Origin of the sequence: Desulfuromonas soudanensis (assembly GCF_001278055.1) — a bacterium.
GTDB classification, from domain to species: domain Bacteria; phylum Desulfobacterota; class Desulfuromonadia; order Desulfuromonadales; family WTL; genus Deferrimonas; species Deferrimonas soudanensis.
Genome location: NZ_CP010802.1, coordinates 1082260 through 1101845, shown reverse-complemented (window position 1 = coordinate 1101845; position 19586 = coordinate 1082260). Strand labels below are relative to the sequence as shown.

General features: G+C 66.3%; 20 protein-coding genes. 10 read left to right on the top strand and 10 right to left on the bottom strand.

What is annotated here, in order from left to right; genetic code table 11:
• The first annotated feature begins 66 nt into the window (after window positions 1-66).
• Together DSOUD_RS04855 and DSOUD_RS04850 are read left to right on the top strand one after the other, a co-directional pair.
• Entirely contained in the window at window positions 67-1593 is a 1527-nt protein-coding gene (locus DSOUD_RS04855; RefSeq protein ID WP_053549948.1) for a DUF3943 domain-containing protein, read from the top strand.
• A gap of 20 nt (window positions 1594-1613) precedes the next feature.
• The gene (locus tag DSOUD_RS04850) at window positions 1614-2171 is read left to right on the top strand and encodes a phosphatase PAP2 family protein (protein WP_082351073.1); all 558 of its coding nucleotides are present in this window, start codon (window positions 1614-1616) and stop codon (window positions 2169-2171) included.
• Window positions 2172-2189: 18 nt separating this feature from the next.
• On the opposite strand, the gene DSOUD_RS04845 is transcribed toward DSOUD_RS04850, so the two are convergent.
• The 9 genes from DSOUD_RS04845 to DSOUD_RS04805 all read right to left on the bottom strand — a co-directional run bounded on the left by DSOUD_RS04845 (window position 2190) and on the right by DSOUD_RS04805 (window position 9072).
• Window positions 2190-2693 (bottom strand): hypothetical protein, encoded by a 504-nt coding sequence (locus tag DSOUD_RS04845; RefSeq protein WP_198300367.1) that lies wholly within the window; start codon window positions 2691-2693, stop codon window positions 2190-2192.
• Between the two features lie 136 nt (window positions 2694-2829).
• Window positions 2830-3210 carry a desulfoferrodoxin gene (locus DSOUD_RS04840; protein WP_053549947.1) on the bottom strand — a complete coding sequence of 127 codons (381 nt, stop codon included), beginning with the start codon at window positions 3208-3210 and terminating at the stop codon, window positions 2830-2832.
• Window positions 3211-3243: 33 nt separating this feature from the next.
• The gene (gene rbr, locus DSOUD_RS04835) at window positions 3244-3816 is read right to left on the bottom strand and encodes a rubrerythrin (protein WP_053549946.1); all 573 of its coding nucleotides are present in this window, start codon (window positions 3814-3816) and stop codon (window positions 3244-3246) included.
• A gap of 89 nt (window positions 3817-3905) precedes the next feature.
• A complete protein-coding gene (locus DSOUD_RS04830; protein ID WP_053549945.1) occupies window positions 3906-4718 on the bottom strand; it encodes a UbiA family prenyltransferase in 813 nt (270 codons plus the stop codon).
• Window positions 4718-5629 carry a cytochrome c oxidase subunit II gene (gene coxB / locus DSOUD_RS04825; protein WP_232426495.1) on the bottom strand — a complete coding sequence of 304 codons (912 nt, stop codon included), beginning with the start codon at window positions 5627-5629 and terminating at the stop codon, window positions 4718-4720. Before coxB ends, DSOUD_RS04830 begins: the two co-directional genes overlap by 1 nt.
• Window positions 5630-5639: 10 nt before the next feature.
• The gene (locus tag DSOUD_RS04820; protein ID WP_053549943.1) at window positions 5640-5927 is read right to left on the bottom strand and encodes a cytochrome C oxidase subunit IV family protein; all 288 of its coding nucleotides are present in this window, start codon (window positions 5925-5927) and stop codon (window positions 5640-5642) included.
• A gap of 7 nt (window positions 5928-5934) precedes the next feature.
• On the bottom strand, window positions 5935-6534 hold the full coding sequence (locus DSOUD_RS04815; protein ID WP_053549942.1) for a cytochrome c oxidase subunit 3: 600 nt from the start codon (window positions 6532-6534) through the stop codon (window positions 5935-5937).
• Complete coding sequence (ctaD, locus tag DSOUD_RS04810) at window positions 6531-8162, bottom strand: cytochrome c oxidase subunit I (protein WP_053549941.1); 1632 nt, start codon at window positions 8160-8162, stop codon at window positions 6531-6533. The genes DSOUD_RS04815 and ctaD overlap by 4 nt, the downstream gene beginning before the upstream one ends.
• Before the next feature lie 64 nt (window positions 8163-8226).
• The gene (locus DSOUD_RS04805) at window positions 8227-9072 is read right to left on the bottom strand and encodes an SCO family protein (protein ID WP_096335423.1); all 846 of its coding nucleotides are present in this window, start codon (window positions 9070-9072) and stop codon (window positions 8227-8229) included.
• 305 nt (window positions 9073-9377) lie between these two features.
• Between DSOUD_RS04805 and DSOUD_RS04800 the strand changes: the two genes are divergently transcribed.
• From DSOUD_RS04800 to DSOUD_RS04780, 5 genes are all read left to right on the top strand, one after another.
• Window positions 9378-9566, top strand: coding sequence for a SlyX family protein (locus DSOUD_RS04800; protein WP_053549940.1), 189 nt, complete (start codon window positions 9378-9380; stop codon window positions 9564-9566).
• Between the two features lie 8 nt (window positions 9567-9574).
• Window positions 9575-10063, top strand: a complete 489-nt coding sequence (locus tag DSOUD_RS04795; RefSeq protein WP_198300366.1) for a rhodanese-like domain-containing protein — start codon at window positions 9575-9577, stop codon at window positions 10061-10063.
• A complete protein-coding gene (locus tag DSOUD_RS04790) occupies window positions 10060-10479 on the top strand; it encodes a MauE/DoxX family redox-associated membrane protein (protein ID WP_053549938.1) in 420 nt (139 codons plus the stop codon). Before DSOUD_RS04795 ends, DSOUD_RS04790 begins: the two co-directional genes overlap by 4 nt.
• Window positions 10479-12101 carry a B12-binding domain-containing radical SAM protein gene (locus tag DSOUD_RS04785; RefSeq protein WP_053549937.1) on the top strand — a complete coding sequence of 541 codons (1623 nt, stop codon included), beginning with the start codon at window positions 10479-10481 and terminating at the stop codon, window positions 12099-12101. Before DSOUD_RS04790 ends, DSOUD_RS04785 begins: the two co-directional genes overlap by 1 nt.
• A 221-nt stretch (window positions 12102-12322) precedes the next feature.
• Window positions 12323-13363 (top strand): KamA family radical SAM protein, encoded by a 1041-nt coding sequence (locus DSOUD_RS04780; RefSeq protein WP_053549936.1) that lies wholly within the window; start codon window positions 12323-12325, stop codon window positions 13361-13363.
• Window positions 13364-13598: 235 nt separating this feature from the next.
• Here DSOUD_RS04780 and mltA read toward each other — a convergent pair whose 3' ends face one another.
• Window positions 13599-14786 (bottom strand): murein transglycosylase A, encoded by a 1188-nt coding sequence (mltA, locus tag DSOUD_RS04775; protein ID WP_053549935.1) that lies wholly within the window; start codon window positions 14784-14786, stop codon window positions 13599-13601.
• Between the two features lie 195 nt (window positions 14787-14981).
• Here mltA and DSOUD_RS04770 point away from each other — a divergent pair, with 195 nt between their 5' ends.
• The 3 genes from DSOUD_RS04770 (at window position 14982) to DSOUD_RS04760 (ending at window position 19541) form a co-directional block, all read left to right on the top strand.
• Window positions 14982-17558: a PEP/pyruvate-binding domain-containing protein gene (locus DSOUD_RS04770; RefSeq protein WP_053549934.1), complete on the top strand. Its 2577-nt coding sequence runs from the start codon at window positions 14982-14984 to the stop codon at window positions 17556-17558.
• A gap of 65 nt (window positions 17559-17623) precedes the next feature.
• Window positions 17624-18250, top strand: coding sequence for a uracil phosphoribosyltransferase (gene upp / locus DSOUD_RS04765; RefSeq protein ID WP_053549933.1), 627 nt, complete (start codon window positions 17624-17626; stop codon window positions 18248-18250).
• Window positions 18251-18269: 19 nt separating this feature from the next.
• Window positions 18270-19541, top strand: coding sequence for a uracil-xanthine permease family protein (locus DSOUD_RS04760; protein WP_053549932.1), 1272 nt, complete (start codon window positions 18270-18272; stop codon window positions 19539-19541).
• The last annotated feature ends 45 nt before the right edge of the window (window positions 19542-19586 follow it).

The window sequence follows — 19586 nt, the reverse complement described above, 5'->3', positions numbered from 1 at the left end:
AATCTATTCACTTCGCAGACCGGGAGGCCGCCGGACTGCGATTTCCCAGACACTAAAGGATGTGCAATGAACCCAACGCGGGTTAGAAAGACGAATTACCGCACCGTCGTTGGTACGCTTCTGGTGCTGGCCCTGCTGATTCCGGGGGCGGCCCTGGCTGAGGACCCGGCGCTCGAAACCCGAGAGCAAAAGAAGGCGCCGACGGCCTTTGCCGATGAAAAGCCGAAGCCGGTGCTGCATTGGGGGGAAGGGGACGGCAAGAGCTACTTCGTGCCGGCGGTGGATATTCTCGGCTTCGTTTTCCTGCTCAATCAGTTCGACCGGTATTACTTCGACAGCGGAGATTTCGATTCGGACTATTCATCCTTCAAGGAGAACCTGACCGGGGGGTGGGTGTATGACAGCGACCCCTTTGCCATCAACCAGTTCGGGCATCCCTACGCGGGGTCGATGTACTTCGGCTTTGCCCGCTCGGCGGGCCTCGGCTACTGGACCTCCCTCGGCTACAGCGCCGGCGGCAGCCTCCTCTGGGAGCTGGCCGGCGAGACGACGACTCCGTCCATTAACGATGAATTCACCACCGGTTACGGCGGCTCGATCCTCGGCGAGCCGTTGTTCCGCATGGCCAGCCTTCTCCTTGAAAGCGGCCAGGGGAAGCCGGGAATCTGGCGCGAACTCGGCGCAGCCGCCCTCTCGCCGGCCACCGGTTTCAACCGCGCCGCCTACGGCAAGCGCTTCGACGGCGTCTTTCGCAGCAACAACCCGGCAGTCTTCACCCGGCTGCAGCTCGGCGTAAACCTGAACGCGACCGTCCATTCGAACGTGAACAGGAATCCGAACGGGGCCGAAACAGCGGTTCCCCAGAGCTACGAGAAAGGGGAGGCGATCGCCGACTTCACCATCGGCTACGGGCTGCCGGGGAAGCCCGGCTACACCTATTCCCGCCCCTTCGACTATTTCGATTTTCAGTTCACCGCCGCCAGCAGCAACATCTTCGAGAACATCATGAGCCGCGGCCTCCTCTACGGAACAGACTACACAGCCGGCGACAACTACCGCGGGGTGTGGGGCCTTTACGGCACCTACGACTACATTGCGCCGCAGGTTTTCCGCATCTCCACCTCGGCGCTGGCCCTCGGGACGACCGCCCAATGGTGGCTTGCGGAAAAAGTGGCGTTGCAGGGGACGGCCCTCGCGGGAGTCGGCTACGGTTCGGCCGGCACCATCGACGGAATCGGCGAGCGCGACTACCACAACGGCATCACCCCGAACGCCCTGGTGGCCTCCCGCCTCATCTTCGCCGATCGCGCCTCCCTCGACCTGGAAGTGCGCGACTACTACGTCAGCGGTCTGGCCTCGGCGGAAAGCGAAGGATCGGAGAATATCCTCCGCGGCGTCGCCACCCTCACCGTGCGCGTCTACAACCTCCACGGCCTGACGGTCAGATATACGGTCTCGCGACGGGATGCGCAGTATGAGAGCCTCCCCGACACCACCCAGACCGTGGCGGCCGTCAGCCTCGGTTACACCTTTCTCGGACAAACCCGCTTCGGCGCCGTCGACTGGCGCCCCAGAAGCGAGGGGGGTCCTTAACCCCGGAGGACATTTCATCGATGAAAATTTTCATGACCCGCTACCTGCTCGTCACCCTGATCGTCGCGGCTCTCAGTCTGCACGCGGCCCCGGCCTTGGCCCTGGACAATGACATCCTGGCGGCGGACGTCCTGACGGCCGTCATTCCCCTCACCGGCATTGCCGTCGCCTATTTCACCGACGACACCCTGGGGCAGAAACAGTGGCTGCGCAACACCGTCGTCAACCAGGTCTTTATCTCGGCTCTGCGCCTCGGCTTCAACGAGACCTACCTGGGGGAGCGGCCCAATGGCCACAGCTACGGATTCCCCTCCGGCCACGAGGCCTTCGTCATGTCCGGCGCCGCCTTCCTCGGCGAGCGCTACGGCTGGAAGTGGGGGACCCCGGCCTACATGGCGGCCGCCTACGTCGCCTACGTTCGCGTGGACGAAAACAAGCATCACTGGCGCGACGTCATTGCCAGCGGCATTCTGGGATATGGCATCGCCATGCTCACCGTCACGCCGGAAAACGCGACCTACCTGGCCCCGGTGATCGGACCCGATTTCATCGGCATGCGCTGGGAGCGTTCCTTTTAACGACGCCGCCTCGGCCCCTCAGGGTTCCCCGTTTCTCTCCACGCAATACCCCTGCGGATGCCCTTTGGCGTAGGCTGAAAGCTGTTTTTCGACCTGTCGTTTCTCCCTCTTCGACAGGGGCTCGTAGCCGCGGCCGTAGGGCCAGCCGTACCCCCAGCGATACCAGGTGGGGAAGGCCGGATGGCCGCCGACCCGCACGCCGAGGTACATGGTTTCCGCCAGGTCGGCGTCGCCGGTGCGCTCCTGGACGCAGCTGCGGAGGGCTTCATCCGCCCGGACCCGGTCGTCGGCGCTCCCCCCCTGCCAGTAGGCGATATCATGGGTCTGGCAGCAGTCGCACCATCTGTCCCGGTCGGCAAAGGTCCCGTCGGGAAAGAGGCTGCAGCCGTCGCTGGTAAAGGGGACAAGGTCGACCGAGTGGGAGGGACGGGCCCCGACGCAGGACGACAGGGTCGGGACGGTGAGCAGGGCGACAACGACCGCCAGAAGAAGACGGCGGAACGGAGGCGAGACGGAGACCATGGCTTGTTTCCTTCCAATGGGGGCGAGGTGTGGTTGATCGCGGGAGCGGGAAGGATCATACCGACATCGCAGAAGAAATGCAAAAAGGCACCCCCGCGGGGGTGCCTTTTTGCTTCTTATCGACCCGAATTGCGCATCACCCTTCGGCCTTCCACTGGCCGTGGAGGTTGCAGTACTCGCGGGCGACGACCTGGTCGGCACTGAGGTTGAAGACCGCCTCGGGCTTGGCGCCGGGGGTGAGGAACTGCCGGTAGGCCTTGCCGTCGGCGAGGATCTCGATCCACTCGATGTAGTGCTTCTCTTCCATGGGGTGGGGGACGGACCCGACCGTGACGGTGATGGTCCCCTTCCCCTTCTCGATGACCGGGACGTGTTTCTCCTTGGCGGCGTCGACGGTGTTTTCGCTCTGGAGGGTCATGTTCTTGCCGCAGCAGACGAGGGGGGCGGCGCCGCTGTGGAGCACTTCGACGATGTTGCCGCAGACGTCGCACTTGTAGATTTCCAGCTGTTTGGCCATGAGTTTCTCCTTGAGATAGAGGGGGAGGTTCGGTCAGTAGTTTTCGCCGAGGAGTTCGAAGTGGGCCTGGGGGTGGGCGCAGGCCGGACAGTTGGTCGAGGCGGAGTTCCCCTCATGAATGTAGCCGCAGTTGCGGCAGCGCCAGACGACCGGTTCGGCGCGGGTGAAGACGCGGTTGTTGTCGATGTTGGCCAGGAGATCGAGATAGCGCTTTTCGTGCTGCTTTTCGGCGACGGCGATGGCGGTGAAGATGGCGGCGATGGAGTCGAACCCCTCTTCGGCGGCGATGCGGGCGAAGCCGGGATACATCTCCGTGTGCTCGTAGCGCTCCCCGGCGGCCCCTTCCCTGAGGTTTTCGGCGGTGGTGCCGATCACCCCGGCAGGGAAGGTGGCGGTGACTTCGACCTCCCCTCCTTCGAGGAGCTTGTAGAGGCGCTTGGCATGCTCGCGCTCCTGGTTGGCCGTCTCTTCGAAAATGTCGGCCATCTGCACATAACCCTCCTTGCGCGCCTGGGCGGCAAAGTAGGTGTAGCGATTGCGGGCCTGGCTCTCGCCGCAGAAGGCGGTGAGGATGTTTTTTTCGGTGCGGGTGCTTTTCAGGGTCATGGGGACGGCCTCCGGTGGAGTGAAAGTGACGGGTCAGGTAAAACTAAGACAGTTTAGCAGACTTGGGGGATCATGCAAACCCCGGAGCCTCAGAGCCCGGCGCCGCCGAGGAGGAGGGCGCCGAGAAACAACGGCATGGAGAGCTGGAAAAGGAAGTCCCGCGGGGCGACGGCGCAAACGGTGGCCAGGCCCAGCACCCCGAGGGCCGCAGGGGTGGTGATCACGGCAAAGAGCGGCAGAAGGAGGGCGGCGGCGGCCAGGGCCAGGGCCCAGAGGGTGGTGAGGCGCGGCGCCGCGGCGCCGGGGAGAGGCTCGGGGAACCCGGCTTTTTGCCGATCCCCGGGGTAGCGACGAGCGATGAGCCAGAGGTGGGGGATCTGCCAGAGGACCAGGAGGCCGGCGGGGAGGAGAATCCGGAAGTCTCCCGGCGCTTCTCCGGCGGCGGTCCAGCCGATGAGGAGCGGCAGCGCCCCGCAGAGGGCCCCGGGGAGGAGGGCCCAGGGGGTCACCGGCTTCAGGGGGGTGTAGATGCCGTGATAGAGGAGAAGGGCGGCGGCGGCCAGGAGGGCGGGGTTGCCGGAGACTCCGCCCAGCAGGGTCAGGCCGCAGCCCAGCAGGGTCAGGCCGCAGCCCTGCAGGGTCAGGGCCAGGGCGAGGGCGCGCCCCGGAGCGAGGCGGCCGCTGGCGACGGGGCGCAAGCGGGTGCGCTCCATGAGGGCGTCGACCCGCCGCTCCTGCACCTGGTTGAGGGCCGAGGCGCCGCCGGCCAGAAGGAGGACACCGAGGGCGACGACGGCGAGGACCGGCATCCGGAGGGGCGCAGGAGCCAGGGCGTAACCGGCGACGGCCGAAAAAGCGACGGCAAGGCTCAGACGGGGGCGCAGCAGGGGAAGAAACGGCATCAGGGTCGCGTCTCGAAATATTCGAGGAGCTCCTCGAGTTCGTGCTCGGAGATCCTCCCGGCGTAGGAGGGCATCACCGGCGGGAATCCCTTGACCACCTCGGCGGCCGGCTCGAGAATCGCCCGCCGCAGGTAGGCGGCGTCGGCGACCAGGGTGCGCTCCTTGCCGCCGGCGACGACGGTGACAGAGCGGCCGAAGATCCCCTGCAGGGTCGGGCCGACCTTGGCCGAGCCGTCCAGGGAGTGGCAGCCGAGGCAGCCGTAGGACGTCAGCAGCGCCTCCCCCTCCCCTTCCTCCTCGGCGGCGCTCTCCTGCCGGAGCCATTCCTCGAATTCGTGGGGGGTCAGGGCCTCGACGGTGGTGATCATGCTCGAGTGGCCGACGCCGCAGTACTCGGCGCAGAAGATGTCGTAGGAGCCGGGAGCCGGGGCGACAAACCAGACGTAGTTGCTCATCCCCGGCACGGCGTCGCGCTTGATCCGGAAGGCCGGGATGTAGAAGGAGTGGAGGACGTCCTCCGAATGGATCTCCACCCGCACCGGCTGGCCGGCGGGGACATAGAGACGGTCGCTGGTGCGGCCGTTGTCGTAGGTGAAGGTCCAGGACCACATGCGCCCGGTGACGGAGACCTCCATCGCCCCCTCGGGGACGTTGCGCAGGGCGAGGTAGCCGGCCCACCCGTAGTAGAACATCGCCAGCACCAGGAGCGACGGAATCACCGTCCAGGCGATCTCAAGGGGGATGTTGTAGCGCCGCTCGGAGGTCGGATGGGGGTGGCGCTTGCGGTTGTACTTCACCGTGAAGAAGATCATGACGGCGGTGATGCCGAGGAGCATGACCAGGGCGATGCCGAAGATGAAGAGGAAGACCGGATCGACGGCTTCGGTTGTGGTGGTCACAGAAGAGATCACGGCAGGGGCCTCAGCGGTAAAGGACATCGAAAAAGGTCAGGCCGATGAAGATGGCCAGGGTCACCAGGGCGGTGAGGAGACTGAGGCGCAGAAGCCGTCCCTCGTAGCGCATGTGCATGAAGATGCCGATGACCAGCGCCGCCTTGAGACAGGCGATCCCCAGCGCCGCCCAGACGTGGAGCGCCCCGAGGTCGACCCGGGAGACGGCGATGGTGGTTCCGGTGAGAAGAAGGAGGAGCACCCAGACAAGGACCAGGGTGCCGTAGCCGATGATGTGCGTTTGCCGTTGCTCGCTCATGGGGACCCTAAAGAATCAGGTAGTACAGGGGGAAGATGAAGATCCACACCAGATCGACGAGGTGCCAGTAGAGTCCGACGTTCTCGAGGACGGCTCCTTCGCCGTCGCGCCTCCCTCCCCGGATCCGGAAGCCCACCCAGCCAAGGAGCGCCGCGCCGAGGAGCACGTGCAGGGCGTGGAGGCCGGTGGTGAGGTAGTAGAGACTGTAAAAGACGCTCTCGCCCCCTTCGCCGGCAAGGAGGCGCTTCGACCCCGGGTAGATGTCGTGATCGATCTTGGCCCGCCACTCGAATCCCTTGTTGACGAGAAAGATGAGGGCGCAGAGGACGGTGATGCCGAGCATCCCCAGGGTCAGGGAGCGGGCCCCTTTCTGCAGGGCGGAAACGGCGACGGCCACGGTCAGGCTGCTGGTGATGAGAAGGACCGTGTTGGCCGTCCCGAGGACCAGGTCCAGCTCCCCTCCGGCGCGGATGAAGTCCTCCGGGGTGCGGGCGAGGTAGACGCCGTAGAGGAGGAAGAGTCCGCCGAAGAGAAGGAGTTCGGTGAAGAGAAAGAGCCACATGCCGAGCCTGTCGCCGGCCTCGTCCCGATGGGGAGCCAGACTCATAGCACCCCCGCTTCCCGGAAGTCGTAGGGGCCGTGGGTGACGACCGGCTCGACGGAAAAATTCTCCTCCGGCGGCGGCGAGGGGACGGTCCACTCGAGGGTCGCCCCTCCCCAGGGGTTGGCTCCGACGGGTTCGCCGGAGAGGACCCCGCGCAGGAGGTTGCCGAACATGAGGAAGAGCCCGAAGGCCAGGATCCAGGAGCCGACGGTAGCGATCTGGTTGAGGGCGGCGAATTCGGGGAGGTAGTCGTAGTAGCGCCGCGGCATGCCGCGGATCCCGGCCACCTGCATGAAGAAATAGAGGATGTTGATGCCGACGAACATGAAGCCCCAGGCGATGGTGGCGACGCGCTTGTTGTACATCCGGCCGTAGATCTTGGGGAGCCAGTAGTGCAGGGCGGCGAAGAAGGCGAAGCCCGTGCCGCCGAACATGACGTAGTGGAAGTGGCCGACGACGAAGTGGGTGTCATGGACGTGGATGTCGGTGGCGGCGGCGCCGAGGATCAGGCCGCTGAGGCCGCCGATGGAGAAGAGGAGGACGAAGGAGAGGGCAAAGAGCATCGGCGGGTCGAGGGCGATCGACCCCTTGTAGAGGGTCGCCACCCAGTTGAAGACCTTGATGGCGCTGGGGATGGCGACGACAAAGGTTAAAAAGGAGAAGACCAGAATCGCCATGTCGCTCATGCCGCTGGTGAACATGTGGTGCCCCCAGACCAGGGAGCCGGCGCCGGCGATGGCGATGCTCGAGAGGGCGATGGCCCAGTACCCGAAGACCGGCTTGCGGGAGAAGACGGGGATGATCTCCGAGACGACCCCCATCCCCGGCAGGACCATGATGTAGACCGCCGGGTGGGAGTAAATCCAGAAGAGGTGCTGGAACATGATCGGGTCGCCGCCGCGCGCCGGGTCGAAGAGGCCGGTGCCGAGGAGGCGCTCGGCGAGGATTAAAATAAGGGTGATGGCGAGGATCGGCGTCGCCAGGATCTGCACCCAGGCGGTGGCGTAGAGGGACCAGACGAAGAGGGGGAGGCGCCCCCACCCCATCCCCCTGGCCCGCAGGCGGTGCGTCGTGGTGACGAAGTTAAGGCCGGTGAGGATGGAGGAGAAGCCGAGGATGAAGACCGCCGTCACCGCCAGGGAGACGTTGGTGGTGGTGCGGGCGCTGAAGGGGACGTAGAAGGTCCAGCCGGTGTCCGGGGGGCCGCCGCCGGTGAAGAGGGCGGTCAGGGCCAGGAGGGCGCCGGTCATGTACAGGTACCAGGAGAAGAGATTGAGACGGGGGAAGGCGACGTCGCGGGCACCGAGGAGGAGCGGCAGCATGAGATTGCCGAAGGCCGCCGGGATGCCGGGGATGATGAAGAGGAAGATCATGATCACCCCGTGCAGGGTGAAGAGGGCGTTGTAGGTCTGGGCGTCGACGATGGTCCTTCCCGGGGCGAGGAGCTCGAGGCGGAGGAGGAGGCCGAGGACGACGCCGACGAGGAAGAAGCTGAGGATGGCGTAGAGGTAGAGGAGGCCGATGCGCTTGTGGTCGGTGGAGGTGATCCAGGCGAGGATCGTGCTCCCCTCCCCTTTGCGGGCGAGAAAGCCGCGGTCGCTGCCGGCTGCGGATGGGGTCGGGTCGGTCATGGAACTCCTCGGCGGACGGGTCAGGGGTGATCGGGACGAATCGAGCCGGGTACGGAGGGAGGTCTCACTCCCGGCGCCGTCTTCCGGTCAGAAAGAGAAAGAGAAAAAAGGCCGCGGCGGTGGCGATGACGACGGTGGCCGAGACCCGCAGCAGATTGAAGACGTAGCGCTTGCCCACGGCGTCGTAGCTGAAGCAGAACTGCACCAGTTTGCGCACCGTGTTCCCCATCCTCCCCTCCGAGGCCTCGACCAGGGCGAGGGTCAGCTCCATGGGGAGGAAGCTCGTCCCCTGCAGGTAGCGGACGATCTGCCCGTCGCCGTCGACGATGAAGACCGCCACCGGATGGAGAAAGTCGTTGCCCCGGCGGGCGAAGCGGTAGCCGGCGGCGGACGTGAGCGCCTGGATGGCCGGAAGGTCGCCGGTGAGAAAGAGCCAGGCGTCCGCGGGAAAATCCTTGCCGAGGGTGGCGTAGTAGATCGAGCGGGCCTTGGCCGCCGTCGCCGGGGTTTCGGTCTCGTCGAAACTCACCGAGAGGACCCGGTAGTCCTCTCCCGGCTTGAGCCTGATCCCCGGCAGCGCCTGGGCCAGACCCCCCTGGAGAAAACTGCAGACGTTGGGGCAGCTGTAGTAGACGGGGACGATGATCGTCGGACCCGTCACCAGATCCCGCAGGACGACGGTCTCCCCCCTTTCGTCGACAAAGGAGAGGTCGAGGGGGATGTGGGCCCCGAGCCGTTCGTCGAGCCCGATCTCCTCGGGAGGAGAAAGGACCTCGGAGAGGGGGTGCTGAGGAAGCCCCTCGGCGCCGAGGGGGGGAGCGACGGCGAGAATCCCGAGGAGCGCCAGGGGAGCCAGGCGCCGGTACGATCCGGCAAGGGAGCGGGCAGCGAAAAACGACGGCAGCGGCATGGCGCACTCTTTCCACCGGAGGCAAAAGCGCCGGCAAGGGAAGAAAAAAAGTAATGATTCAGTTCCCTTCCGCAATGGCACAGCATGTGGGCTGCAGCTGTTGCTTGCGGGAAGTTAAGTGACAACGTTGGACGCAGGCAATGGCTGCAGACCACACGCGCTCGCTTAGGTGCTGAATAGTTACGAAAAAAATATCTCCAAGGATACTTAATCCTGATGGAAATGCAATCCCTTAGCGCCGTGATTGCGCCGATGCCAAGCTTCTGCTAGCATGGTCGGCATCAACCAAGGAGACCGATCGAATCATGGACCAGCAGAACCGCCTCGACGAACTGGAAATCCGCTTCACCCACCAGGCCCGGGTCATCGATGAACTCAACGCCGAGCTCATCGACTGTCACCAGCGCATTCTCCGCCTCGAGCGGGACAACGGCCGGATTCAGGAGATGCTCAGCTCTCTGGCTCCCGGCCTCACCGAATCCCCGGACGAGTGACCCCCGCCGTGATCCCCGATCTGCGCCGCCACCTCCTCGAAGCCCTGGTCATCGTCGCCCTCGGCGCCGTCATCGGCCTCTCGGTGAACTACCGCCTGATCGGCGCCCTCCTCGAAGGGCGCCTGGCTCCCCCGGCCCCGGTGCCGACCTCGGAGGGCTATCCGGCCCCGATCACCCTCGGCCAGCTGCAAGAGGCCCTGGCGGCGGGAGAAATCGTCGCCGTCGACGCCCGCGATGCCGAGTCCTATGCCGAAGGGCATCTCCCCGGCGCCCTCTCCCTCCCCCTGAAGGAGGCCGAGGCGCGCCTCGAAGCGTTTCGCCTTCGGGTCGACCCGGCGACGGCGCTGGCGGTCTACTGCAACGGCTACGGCTGCCCCGACTCCTTCGACCTGGCGATGAAGCTCATCGCCGAAGGCTACGGCAGAGTCGCGGTCTTCGAAGGGGGGCTTCCCGAATGGCGCGACGCCGGCCTCCCCGTGGACGAGGGGGCGCCATGAAGCGCCTGCGCCCGGTCGTCTACCACCTCTGCCGCCTGACCCTCGGCGGGCTCTTCGTCTACGCCGGCGTCCTCAAGGCCGACGACCTGACCGCCTTTGCCGGCAGCATCGCCGCCTATGAGATTCTCCCCTACTTCGGCAATTACCTCGTCGCCGCCACCCTCCCCTATATCGAAGTCCTCGCCGGGCTCCTTTTGCTGGCCAATCGCCGGGTGGCTCCGGCGGCGCTCCTGCTCGCCGGGCTGACCCTCGTCTTCATGGCCATCCTCCTCTCGGTGCTCGCCCGGGGACTGGAGATCGACTGCGGCTGTTTCGGCGCCGACGGCCGAACCACGCCGGCCATGGCGCTCCTGCGCGACGCCGGGATCCTTGTTCTGGCCCACTTCACCTTCCACCTGCGCGCCCCTCGCCCCTGATGGAGATCCTCCTCATCCATCCGCCGGCCACCAAGGCGGCCGAGCCCCCGCTGGGGGCGGCCGTCCTCCTCGCCCACCTTGCGGGGGCCGGGCACAGCGCCGACGTCCTCGACGCCAACCTCGGCGCCTACCTGCACCTCCTCGACCCGGCGCGACTGGCCGATGCCGCCGGACCGGCACCGGCGACGGCCCTGCGCCGCGCCCTGGGCAACGCCCCCCGGGCCCTGGACCTGCTGCGCTCGGAGGGCGCCTGCGCCTCCTTCCCGCGCTACGCCACGGCGGTGCGCCACCTCGACACCGCCCTCGGCGCCTGGCGGGGGGAGACGGGGGAGGAGCGCCTCACCCTCGGGGACTACCAGCACCGCCTCCTCTCCCCCTTTTCCCCGGAGGATCTGGAACGCCTTGCCCGGGGGGAGGCTTCGACCCTCTTTGCCCCCTATTTCCGCGACGTCCTCCTGCCGCAGGTGGCCGCCTGCGCGCCGCGGATCCTCGCCCTGTCGGTCAACTACCTCCATCAGGCCCTCCCGGCCTTCGAGCTCGCCGGAATGCTGCGCCGCGCCTTCCCCGAGGCGACCCTGGTCGCCGGCGGCGGGCTCTTCACCTCCTGGCAGAAGGCGCTCAAGGCCCTGCCGCAGCCCTTCTCCTGCTTCGACCGCCTCGTCTTCGGCCCCGGCGAGGGTCCCCTGACCGCCCACCTTGACGGAAACGCTCCCGGCGATTATTTCCTCTACGGCAGCGAGGCGGCCACCCTCCCCCCCGACTTCGGCTTCGCCCCCCTGGCCGATTACCTCAGCCCGCACCCGGTCCTGCCGGTCTGCGCCTCCCGGGGGTGCTACTGGCGCGCCTGCCTCTTCTGCCCCGAGGCCGCCGCCCCCACCCACCCCTACGCCGCCGCCCCGGCGGCAACCGTCCCCGATCTCCTCCTCGATCTCGCAAGGCGCCACGGCGTACGGCATTTCCACCTCACCGACAACGCCATCCCCGTGGCGGCGCTGCGCGCCCTGGCCGGGCGCGCCGCCGACCTAAGGGCCCTCTCCTGGCACGGCTTCGTCCGTTTCGAAAAAGCGCTCCTCGACCGGGAACTGGTGAGGGGACTGGCCGCCTCCGGCTGCACCCTCCTCCAGCTCGGCCTCGAGAGCGGCTCCCAGACGGTCCTCGACCGCCTCGGCAAGGGGACGCGCCTCGAGGAGGCGGCGCAGATCCTCGAAAACCTCGCCGAGGCGGGGATATCCAGCTACGTCTACATCATGCTCGGCACCCCGGGGGAGACCGAGGCCGACGCCGAGGCGACCCTCTCCTTCCTCGAAAAGCACGCCGAGGCCGTCACCTTTCTCAACATCGCCATCATGAACCTCCCCCGCGACTCGGCTCTCCTCGACGACCCCGAGGGGTACGGCATCGCCGGCAGCGCCCTCCTCGGCGAGACGGAACCCCTCGGCCTCTACCGCGCCTTCACCCCGAGTTCCGGATGGGACCGGCGGGCGGCGCGGCGCTTTCTCGACAAGCGCCTCCTTTCCTCCCCGGCCATCCGGGCCATGGTCCGGCGCACTCCGCCCTTCTTCACCTCCAATCACGCCTTCTTCTTTCCGCTACCGTCGACTCGGGAGAAGGTTCTGTGCTAGATTAATCGACAAAATTCAAAGATGAAATCTTCAACGCAGAGACGCGGAGAGAAATGAGACGGAGAGAACATCAAGGTCCTGAAAAGGGTTTCAAACCAGATTAAAAAACAAGGCCTTTGCCCTCTCCCCATTCTCTGCGTCTCTGCGCCTCTGCGTTGAAATCTTGAGTCATAGATTCATTATTTTCCACCCTGCCCTTCTAACGACGAGTCCGACCTAACATGGAAATCTGGCAGAAAAGTCTGAAACAGAGCCTGACCGGCGCCGCGGAACTGGCCGAGCGCTTCGGCATCGACCCCGCTCCCCTGCAGGGGGTCATCGAGCGCTACCCGATGCGCATCACCCCCCACTACCTGGGGCTCATCGAAAAAGTCGGCGACCCGATCTGGCGCCAGTGCGTCCCCGACCCGGCGGAGCTCGACGAAAACGAGATGGCCGACGATCCCCTCAACGAGGAGAACCTGGCGCCGTCGCCGGCCATCGTCCACCGCTATCCCGACCGGGTGCTCCTGCTGGCCTCGGGATCCTGCGCCGTCTACTGCCGCTTCTGCACCCGCAAGCGCAAGGTCGGCTGCGCGGCGATGAACCTAAGCTTCGGCGAGGTGATGGCCGGCATCGACTACATCGCCGCCACCCCGCAGATCAAGGACGTCATCCTCTCCGGCGGCGACCCTCTCCTCCTCCCCGACATCCTCCTCAAGGAGATCCTCGAGCGGCTCCGCAGGATCCCCCATGTGGAAATCCTGCGCATCGGCTCCCGGGTGCCCGTGACCTTGCCGGAGCGGATCACCGAGGGCCTCTGCGCCCTGCTGCGGCGCTTTTCTCCCTTCTATCTCAATACCCACTTCAACCATCCGCGGGAACTTACGCCCGAGGCCGCCGAAGCCTGCGGGAGGCTCGCCGACGCCGGGGTCGTCCTCGGCAACCAGACCGTCCTTCTGCGGGGGGTCAACGACGACCCGGCGACCATGGAAGCGCTGCTGCGCGGGCTGCTGCGGCTGCGGGTGCGCCCCTACTACCTGCACCACATGGACCTGGCCCGGGGGACCGGCCATTTCCGCACCCGCATCGAAACGGGGATCGCCCTCCTCGAGGCGCTGCGCGGCTCCCTCTCGGGGATGGCGATCCCCCACTACGTCATCGACACCCCCGGCGGCCGCGGCAAGATCCCCATCGTCCCCGCCTACCTCGAAGAGCTCGGCGACAGCGCCCTGCTGCGCACCCCCGGCGGCGAGCGGATCGCCTTCCCCAACGCCCTCTGAGGGCTTGCCTTGCGGAAACGCCCGGGCGCATAATGAAATTGAAGAGGAAGCAAATCGGGTCCCCTTGACCTCAATAAATGGAGGAGCCAGGGAGTTGGGGTTTAAACTCGGGCGCCTCGAATCCTGCGTGCCTTGAAGCAGACAAAACAAGCAAAGGCGTCGTCAAGGAACCCTCCCGAGACAAAAAAGCCCGACACGAAAGTGCCGGGCTTTTTTTGTCGTCCTGATCCCCGGATTACCGGGCCGCCAGGGGGCCCTGGGGACGGGGGAGGAGGACCCACATCCGCCCCTGCTGCTTCATCCGTCCGGCGTAGGCTCCCGCTTCGTCGCCGCACCCCCAGAAGAAGTCGGCGCGCACCGCCCCCTTGATGGCGCCGCCCGTGTCCTGGGCGACCATCAGCCGCTTCAGGGGGACGCTGCTGCTCGGCCAGGTGGTGGAGAGGAAAACCGGAGCGCCGAGGGGGACGGTCCGGGGATCGACGGCGAGGGAGCGCTCGGCGGTGAGGGGGATGCCGAGGGCGCCCGGCGGCGTCTCCACCCCGGGGGCGAGTTCGTGGAAAAAGATGTAGCTGGGATTTTCGTCGAGGAGCCCGCGAACCTGGGCCGGATTGGCCTGAGCCCAGGCGCGGATGTTCTGCATCGACATCTGGTCGCGGGTCATGGCGCCGCGGTCGAGGAGGAGCTTGCCGATGGAGCGGTAGGGATGGCCGTTCTGCTCGGCGTAGCTGACCATGATGCGGCTGCCGTCGTCGAGGGTGATCCGCCCCGACCCCTGGATATGGAGGAAAAAGAGTTCCACCGGATCCTCGACCCAGCAGAGCTCCTTCCCCCTGGCGGGGAGGGCGGCGCCGTCGAGCTCGCTGCGGCTGTAGTAGGGGACGACCCGTCGCCCCTCCACCCGGCCGCGCAGACGGTAGCTGCCGAGCTCGGGATAGACGGAGGAGAGGTCGATGACCAGCAGATCGTCGGGGACCTTGTAAAGGGGATAGGAAAAGCGGTCGCTGCGGCTGCGGCTCCCCTGCAGATCGGGGGCGTAGTAGCCGGTGACCATGCCGGTGTCGCTGCCGTCGGGATTGCGCACCCGGTGGGGGGTGAAGCAGGTTTCGAAAAAAAGGCGCACCGCCCCGGAATCTTCGGGGTCGAGGGCGGCGGCCTCGACGCAGGGCGTCTGCCAGTCGGGGCGCTTTTTAAGAGCGCGGCAGCTCTTCAAAAAGGCGGCAAAGGCGGGGAGCGGATCCTCCTCGAACCAGCCGTCGACCTCTTCCCAGGAGACGGCCTCCAGGGGCTTGACCTCGACGGGCGGAAGGGGCTCAGGGAGCGGCGGCGGAGGAGACGGGGCGACACAGCCGGAGAGAAGAACGAGCAGGAAAAGGAGGAGGGTTGCTGCGGTCCGGAGAAAAGGCGTCGTTTTCGATTCAGTCATCAAGTTCCTTGGCCTTCACAGGCATCTGTCCGGGGGAGAATCGGCGGACGGAAATCACGATACCCCCTTTTGCCCCGCGGGTCAAATCCCCGCCCCGCCAAAAAGATTGAAGACGGCACCGACGCCGTGGTATGGAATAGCTCTTGGCACCTTCGAGGCCGGAGGCGAGGCCATTGCGATAAAGGAGAAACGCCCATGAAGAGGATAACGACCGGCTACCAGGGGCTCGACGAGATTCTCGACGGCCTGCGCATCGGCGACAACGTCGTCTGGAAGGTCGACTCCATCGACGACTACCGCTCCTTCGTCACCCCCTTCGCCGAGCAGTCGCTCCGCGACGGCCGCCGAATCGTCTATCTGCGCTTCGGCAGCCACAGGCCGCTCCTCGAACCGTCGCCGCAGCTGGAGATCATCGAACTCGACCCGCGCCTGGGGTTCGAGTCGTTCACGACGCGGATTCACGCCATCATCACCGAACACGGCCCGCAGACCTTCTACGTCTTCGACTGCCTCTCCGAGCTCCTCTCGGCCTGGGCCACCGACCTGATGATCGGCAACTTCTTCCGCGTCACCTGCCCCTACCTCTTCGAGCTCGACACCGTCGCCTATTTCGCCCTCATCCGCCAGCGCCACTCCCTGCGCACCATCGCCCGCATCCGCGAGACGACCCAGATCCTTCTCGACCTCTACAATTTCGAGGGCGACCTCTACGTCCACCCCCTCAAGGTCTGGCAGCGCCGCTCGCCGACCATGTTCCTCCCCCACCGCAAGGAGGGGGAGCGCTTCCTCCCCCTGGTGGACAGCTACGCCGCCACCCGTCTCTTCAGCACCCTGGCCGACCCGGGGACGGACAGCGCCCACCGCCAGCTCGATCACTGGCACCACCTCTTTCTCCAGGCCCGGGAGGTCGCCGAGGCCCCCGATGAGGAGGCGGCCCAGACGATGGTCAATCACCTCTGCCGCCACCTCATCGGCCGCGAGGAGCGGATGCTCACCCTGGCCCGGCGCCACTTCTCCCTGCAGGATCTTCTCGAGATCAAGGCGCGGATGATCGGCACCGGCTTCATCGGCGGCAAGACGGTGGGGATGCTCCTCGCCCGCCAGATCCTCCACGGCGACAGGCGGCACCCCTGGCGGGAAAACCTCGAGAGCCACGACTCCTTCTTCGTCGGCTCCAACCTCTATTACACCTACCTGGTGCACAACGGCCTCTGGCCCCTCTTCATGAAACAGAAGACCTCCGAAGGGTATTTCGTCGCCGCCGCCGAGCTGCACAGCCGGATGCTCGAAGGGACCTTCCCCGAGAAGACCCGGGAGGAATTCCAGAAGATGCTCGAGTACTACGGCCAGTACCCGGTCATCGTCCGCTCCAGTTCCCTCCTCGAGGACGGCTTCGGCAACGCCTTTGCCGGCAAGTACGACAGCTTCTTCCTCGCCAACCAGGGGACCCCCGAAGATCGCGCCGCCGCCTTCGAGGAGGCGGTGCGCAAGATCTTCGCCAGCGCCATGAGCGAGGACGCCCTCACCTACCGTCTGCAGCGCGGCCTCGACCAGAAGGACGAGCAGATGGCGCTGCTGGTGCAGCGGGTCTCCGGCTCCTACCGCGGCCGTTACTATTTCCCCGAACTCGCCGGAGTCGGGGTCTCCCACAACACCTTCGTCTGGGACAGGGAGATGGACCCCCAGGCCGGGATGCTCCGCCTCGTCTTCGGACTGGGAACCCGGGCAGTGGACCGCACCCACGATGACTATCCGCGCATTATCGCCCTCGACGCCCCCCAGAAGCGTCCCCATTCGGGGATGGAGGACACCCGGCGCTTCTCCCAGCGGGACGTCGATCTGATCAACGTCGAGAGCAACGCCCTGGAGACCGTTTCCCTCTCCTCCCTGGTCGCCGAGGGGATCGAGTTCCCCCTCGACCTCTACACCGTCCTGGACCACGAAACGATGCGCCACATCAAGGATCGCGGCCGCAAGGAGACGGAGGTCCGGCTGCTGACCTTCGACCGGTTTCTCGCCGATCCGGCCTTCACCTCCCTGATGCAGCGCCTCCTCAAGACCCTCGAAGCGGCCTACGCCTACCCCGTCGATGTGGAATTCACCGTCAACTTCACCCCCGACCGCACCCCGAAGATCAACGTCGTGCAGTGCCGGCCCCTGCAGACCAAAGGGGCGGTGCAGCGGGTGGAGATCCCCGAGAACATCGAGGGGCAGCGGATCCTCTTCGACTGCCGGGGGAACTTCATGGGGGGGCCCCTCTCCCAGGCGATCCGGCGCCTCATCTGGGTCGACGCCGAGGAATACTCACGCCTCAACCTTTCGGACAAGTACGAGGTCGCCCGGCTGATCGGCCGGCTCAACAAACGCATCGGCGAGCGCCGGGAGATCCCGACCCTCCTCTTTTGTCCGGGGCGCCTGGGTACGACCACCCCCGCCCTCGGCGTCCCGGTGACCTTCTCCGAGATCAGCAACATCACCGCCCTGGCCGAGGTCGCCTTCGTCAGCGGCCAGTTGATGCCCGAGCTCTCCTACGGCTCCCACTTCTTCCAGGATCTGGTCGAAGCCGACATCTTCTATCTCGCCCTCTTTCCCGACAGCCGCGAGTGCCTCTTCAACCGCCCCCTCCTCGACAGCCTCCCCAACTCCCTGGAGGCGATGATGCCGGCGAGCAGCGCCTTCAAGAAGGTGGTCAAGGTCTGCAACATCCCCGGCGAGGGACTGCAGCTGATGGCCGACGTCGTCAGCCAGCGGGTGGTCTGCTTCGAGGGCTGACGCAGCGACTGGCTCCGAAGGTGCCTCTCCCCTGAACCGACCATTTTCCAGCAAAGGAGCCAGCCATGGCCGTCATCGAAGTCACCCACCCCCTGGTCCGTCACAAGCTCGGCCTGATGCGCAGAAAGGGGATCAGCACCAAGGAGTTCCGCGAGCTCGCCGCCGAAGTGGCGCGCCTTCTCACCTACGAGGCGACCCGGGATCTGGAGACGGAAAGCAAGACCATCCAGGGGTGGGCCGGCCCGGTGGCGGTGGAACGCATCAAGGGGATCAAGATCACCGTCGTCCCGATTCTGCGGGCCGGCCTGGGGATGATGAACGGCGCTCTCGATCTGGTCCCCAGCGCCCGGGTCAGCGTCGTCGGCCTCTATCGCGACGAGGAAACGCTGGAACCGGTGACCTACTTCAAGAAGCTCAGCGGACGGATGAAGGATCGGACCGCCCTGATCCTCGATCCGATGCTCGCCACCGGCGGAAGCCTCGTCGCCGCCATCGACATGCTCAAGGAGGCCGGCTGCCGGCGGATCAAGGGGCTCTTTCTGGTGGCGGCCCCCGAAGGGCTCGCCCGGGTCGAAGCCGCCCACCCCGATGTCGATCTCTATGTCGCCGCCATCGACGAGCGCCTCAACGAGCAGGGCTACATCATCCCCGGCCTCGGCGACGCCGGGGATAAAATCTTCGGCACCAAGTGACCCCCCGGAAGGAATCCCCATGACCGATCCCGCCCTTTACCGGCTGCGCTGGCGAGACTCCCTCCTCGGCGCCCAGATGCTCTTCGTCGCCTTCGGTGCCCTCGTCCTTGTCCCGCTCCTCACCGGCTTCGACCCCAACGTCGCCCTCTTCACCGCCGGCGCCGGAACCCTCCTCTTTCAGTGGATCACCCGCGGCAAGGTCCCGGTCTTTCTCGCCTCCTCCTTCGCCTTCATCGCCCCGATCATGTACGGGGTGCAGACCTGGGGGATTCCCGGCACCCTCTGCGGGCTCGCCGCCGCCGGCGTCTTTTATGTCGCCCTCGCCGCCGTGGTACGCTGGCGCGGCTCCCGGGTCATCGCGCGGATCTTTCCGCCGATCGTCACCGGGCCGGTGATCATGGTCATCGGCCTCATCCTCTCCCCCGTCGCCGTCAACATGGCCCTGGGACGCAGCGGCGACGGCTCCATCGTCCTGGTGCCGGAGAGCACCGCCCTCGTCGTCTCCATGGGCGCCCTTACCGTCACCCTCCTCGTCTCCCTCCTCGGCCGCGGCTTCCTGCGTCTACTCCCGATCCTCTGCGGCCTGGTGACCGGCTACATCCTCGCCCTCTCCTACGGCCTCGTGGACTTCTCCGCCGTCGCCGCCGCCCCCTGGATCGCTCTCCCCCGGTTCGTCTTTCCCGAGTGGAACAGCGCCGCGATCCTCTACATGCTCCCCGTCGCCATCGCCCCGGCCATCGAGCATTTCGGCGACGTCCTCGCCATCGGCTCGATCACCGGCAAGAACTATCTCAAGGATCCGGGGGTGCATCGCACCCTCCTCGGCGACGGACTGGCCACCGCCCTCGCCTCCTGCCTCGGCGGCCCCCCCAACACCACCTATTCGGAGGTCACCGGCGCCGTCGCCCTGACGAGGGTCTTCAACCCGGCGGTGATGACCTGGGCGGCGCTTGCCGCCATCACCCTCGCCTTTGTCGGCAAGGTCGGCGTGCTGCTGCGCACCGTCCCGGTGCCGGTCATGGGCGGCATCATGCTCCTCCTCTTCGGAGCGATTCTGGTCGTCGGCCTCAACACCCTGGTCCGCGCCGGCCACGACCTCCTCGAACCCCGCAACCTGGCGATCGTCGCCCTGACCATCGTCTTCGGCATCGGCGGCATGAGCGTCACCCTCGGCTCCCTCACCCTCAAAGGGATCGGCCTCGCCGGGGTGCTCGCCGTGACCCTCAACCTCCTGCTCCCCGGGCGCCATCCGGACAAAAGCACCCCTCTGGTCCCTCCGGCTCCCCACTGATTTCCGACCCTGTAGGAGCGGCTTCAGCCGCGATTTTTCGCGCCT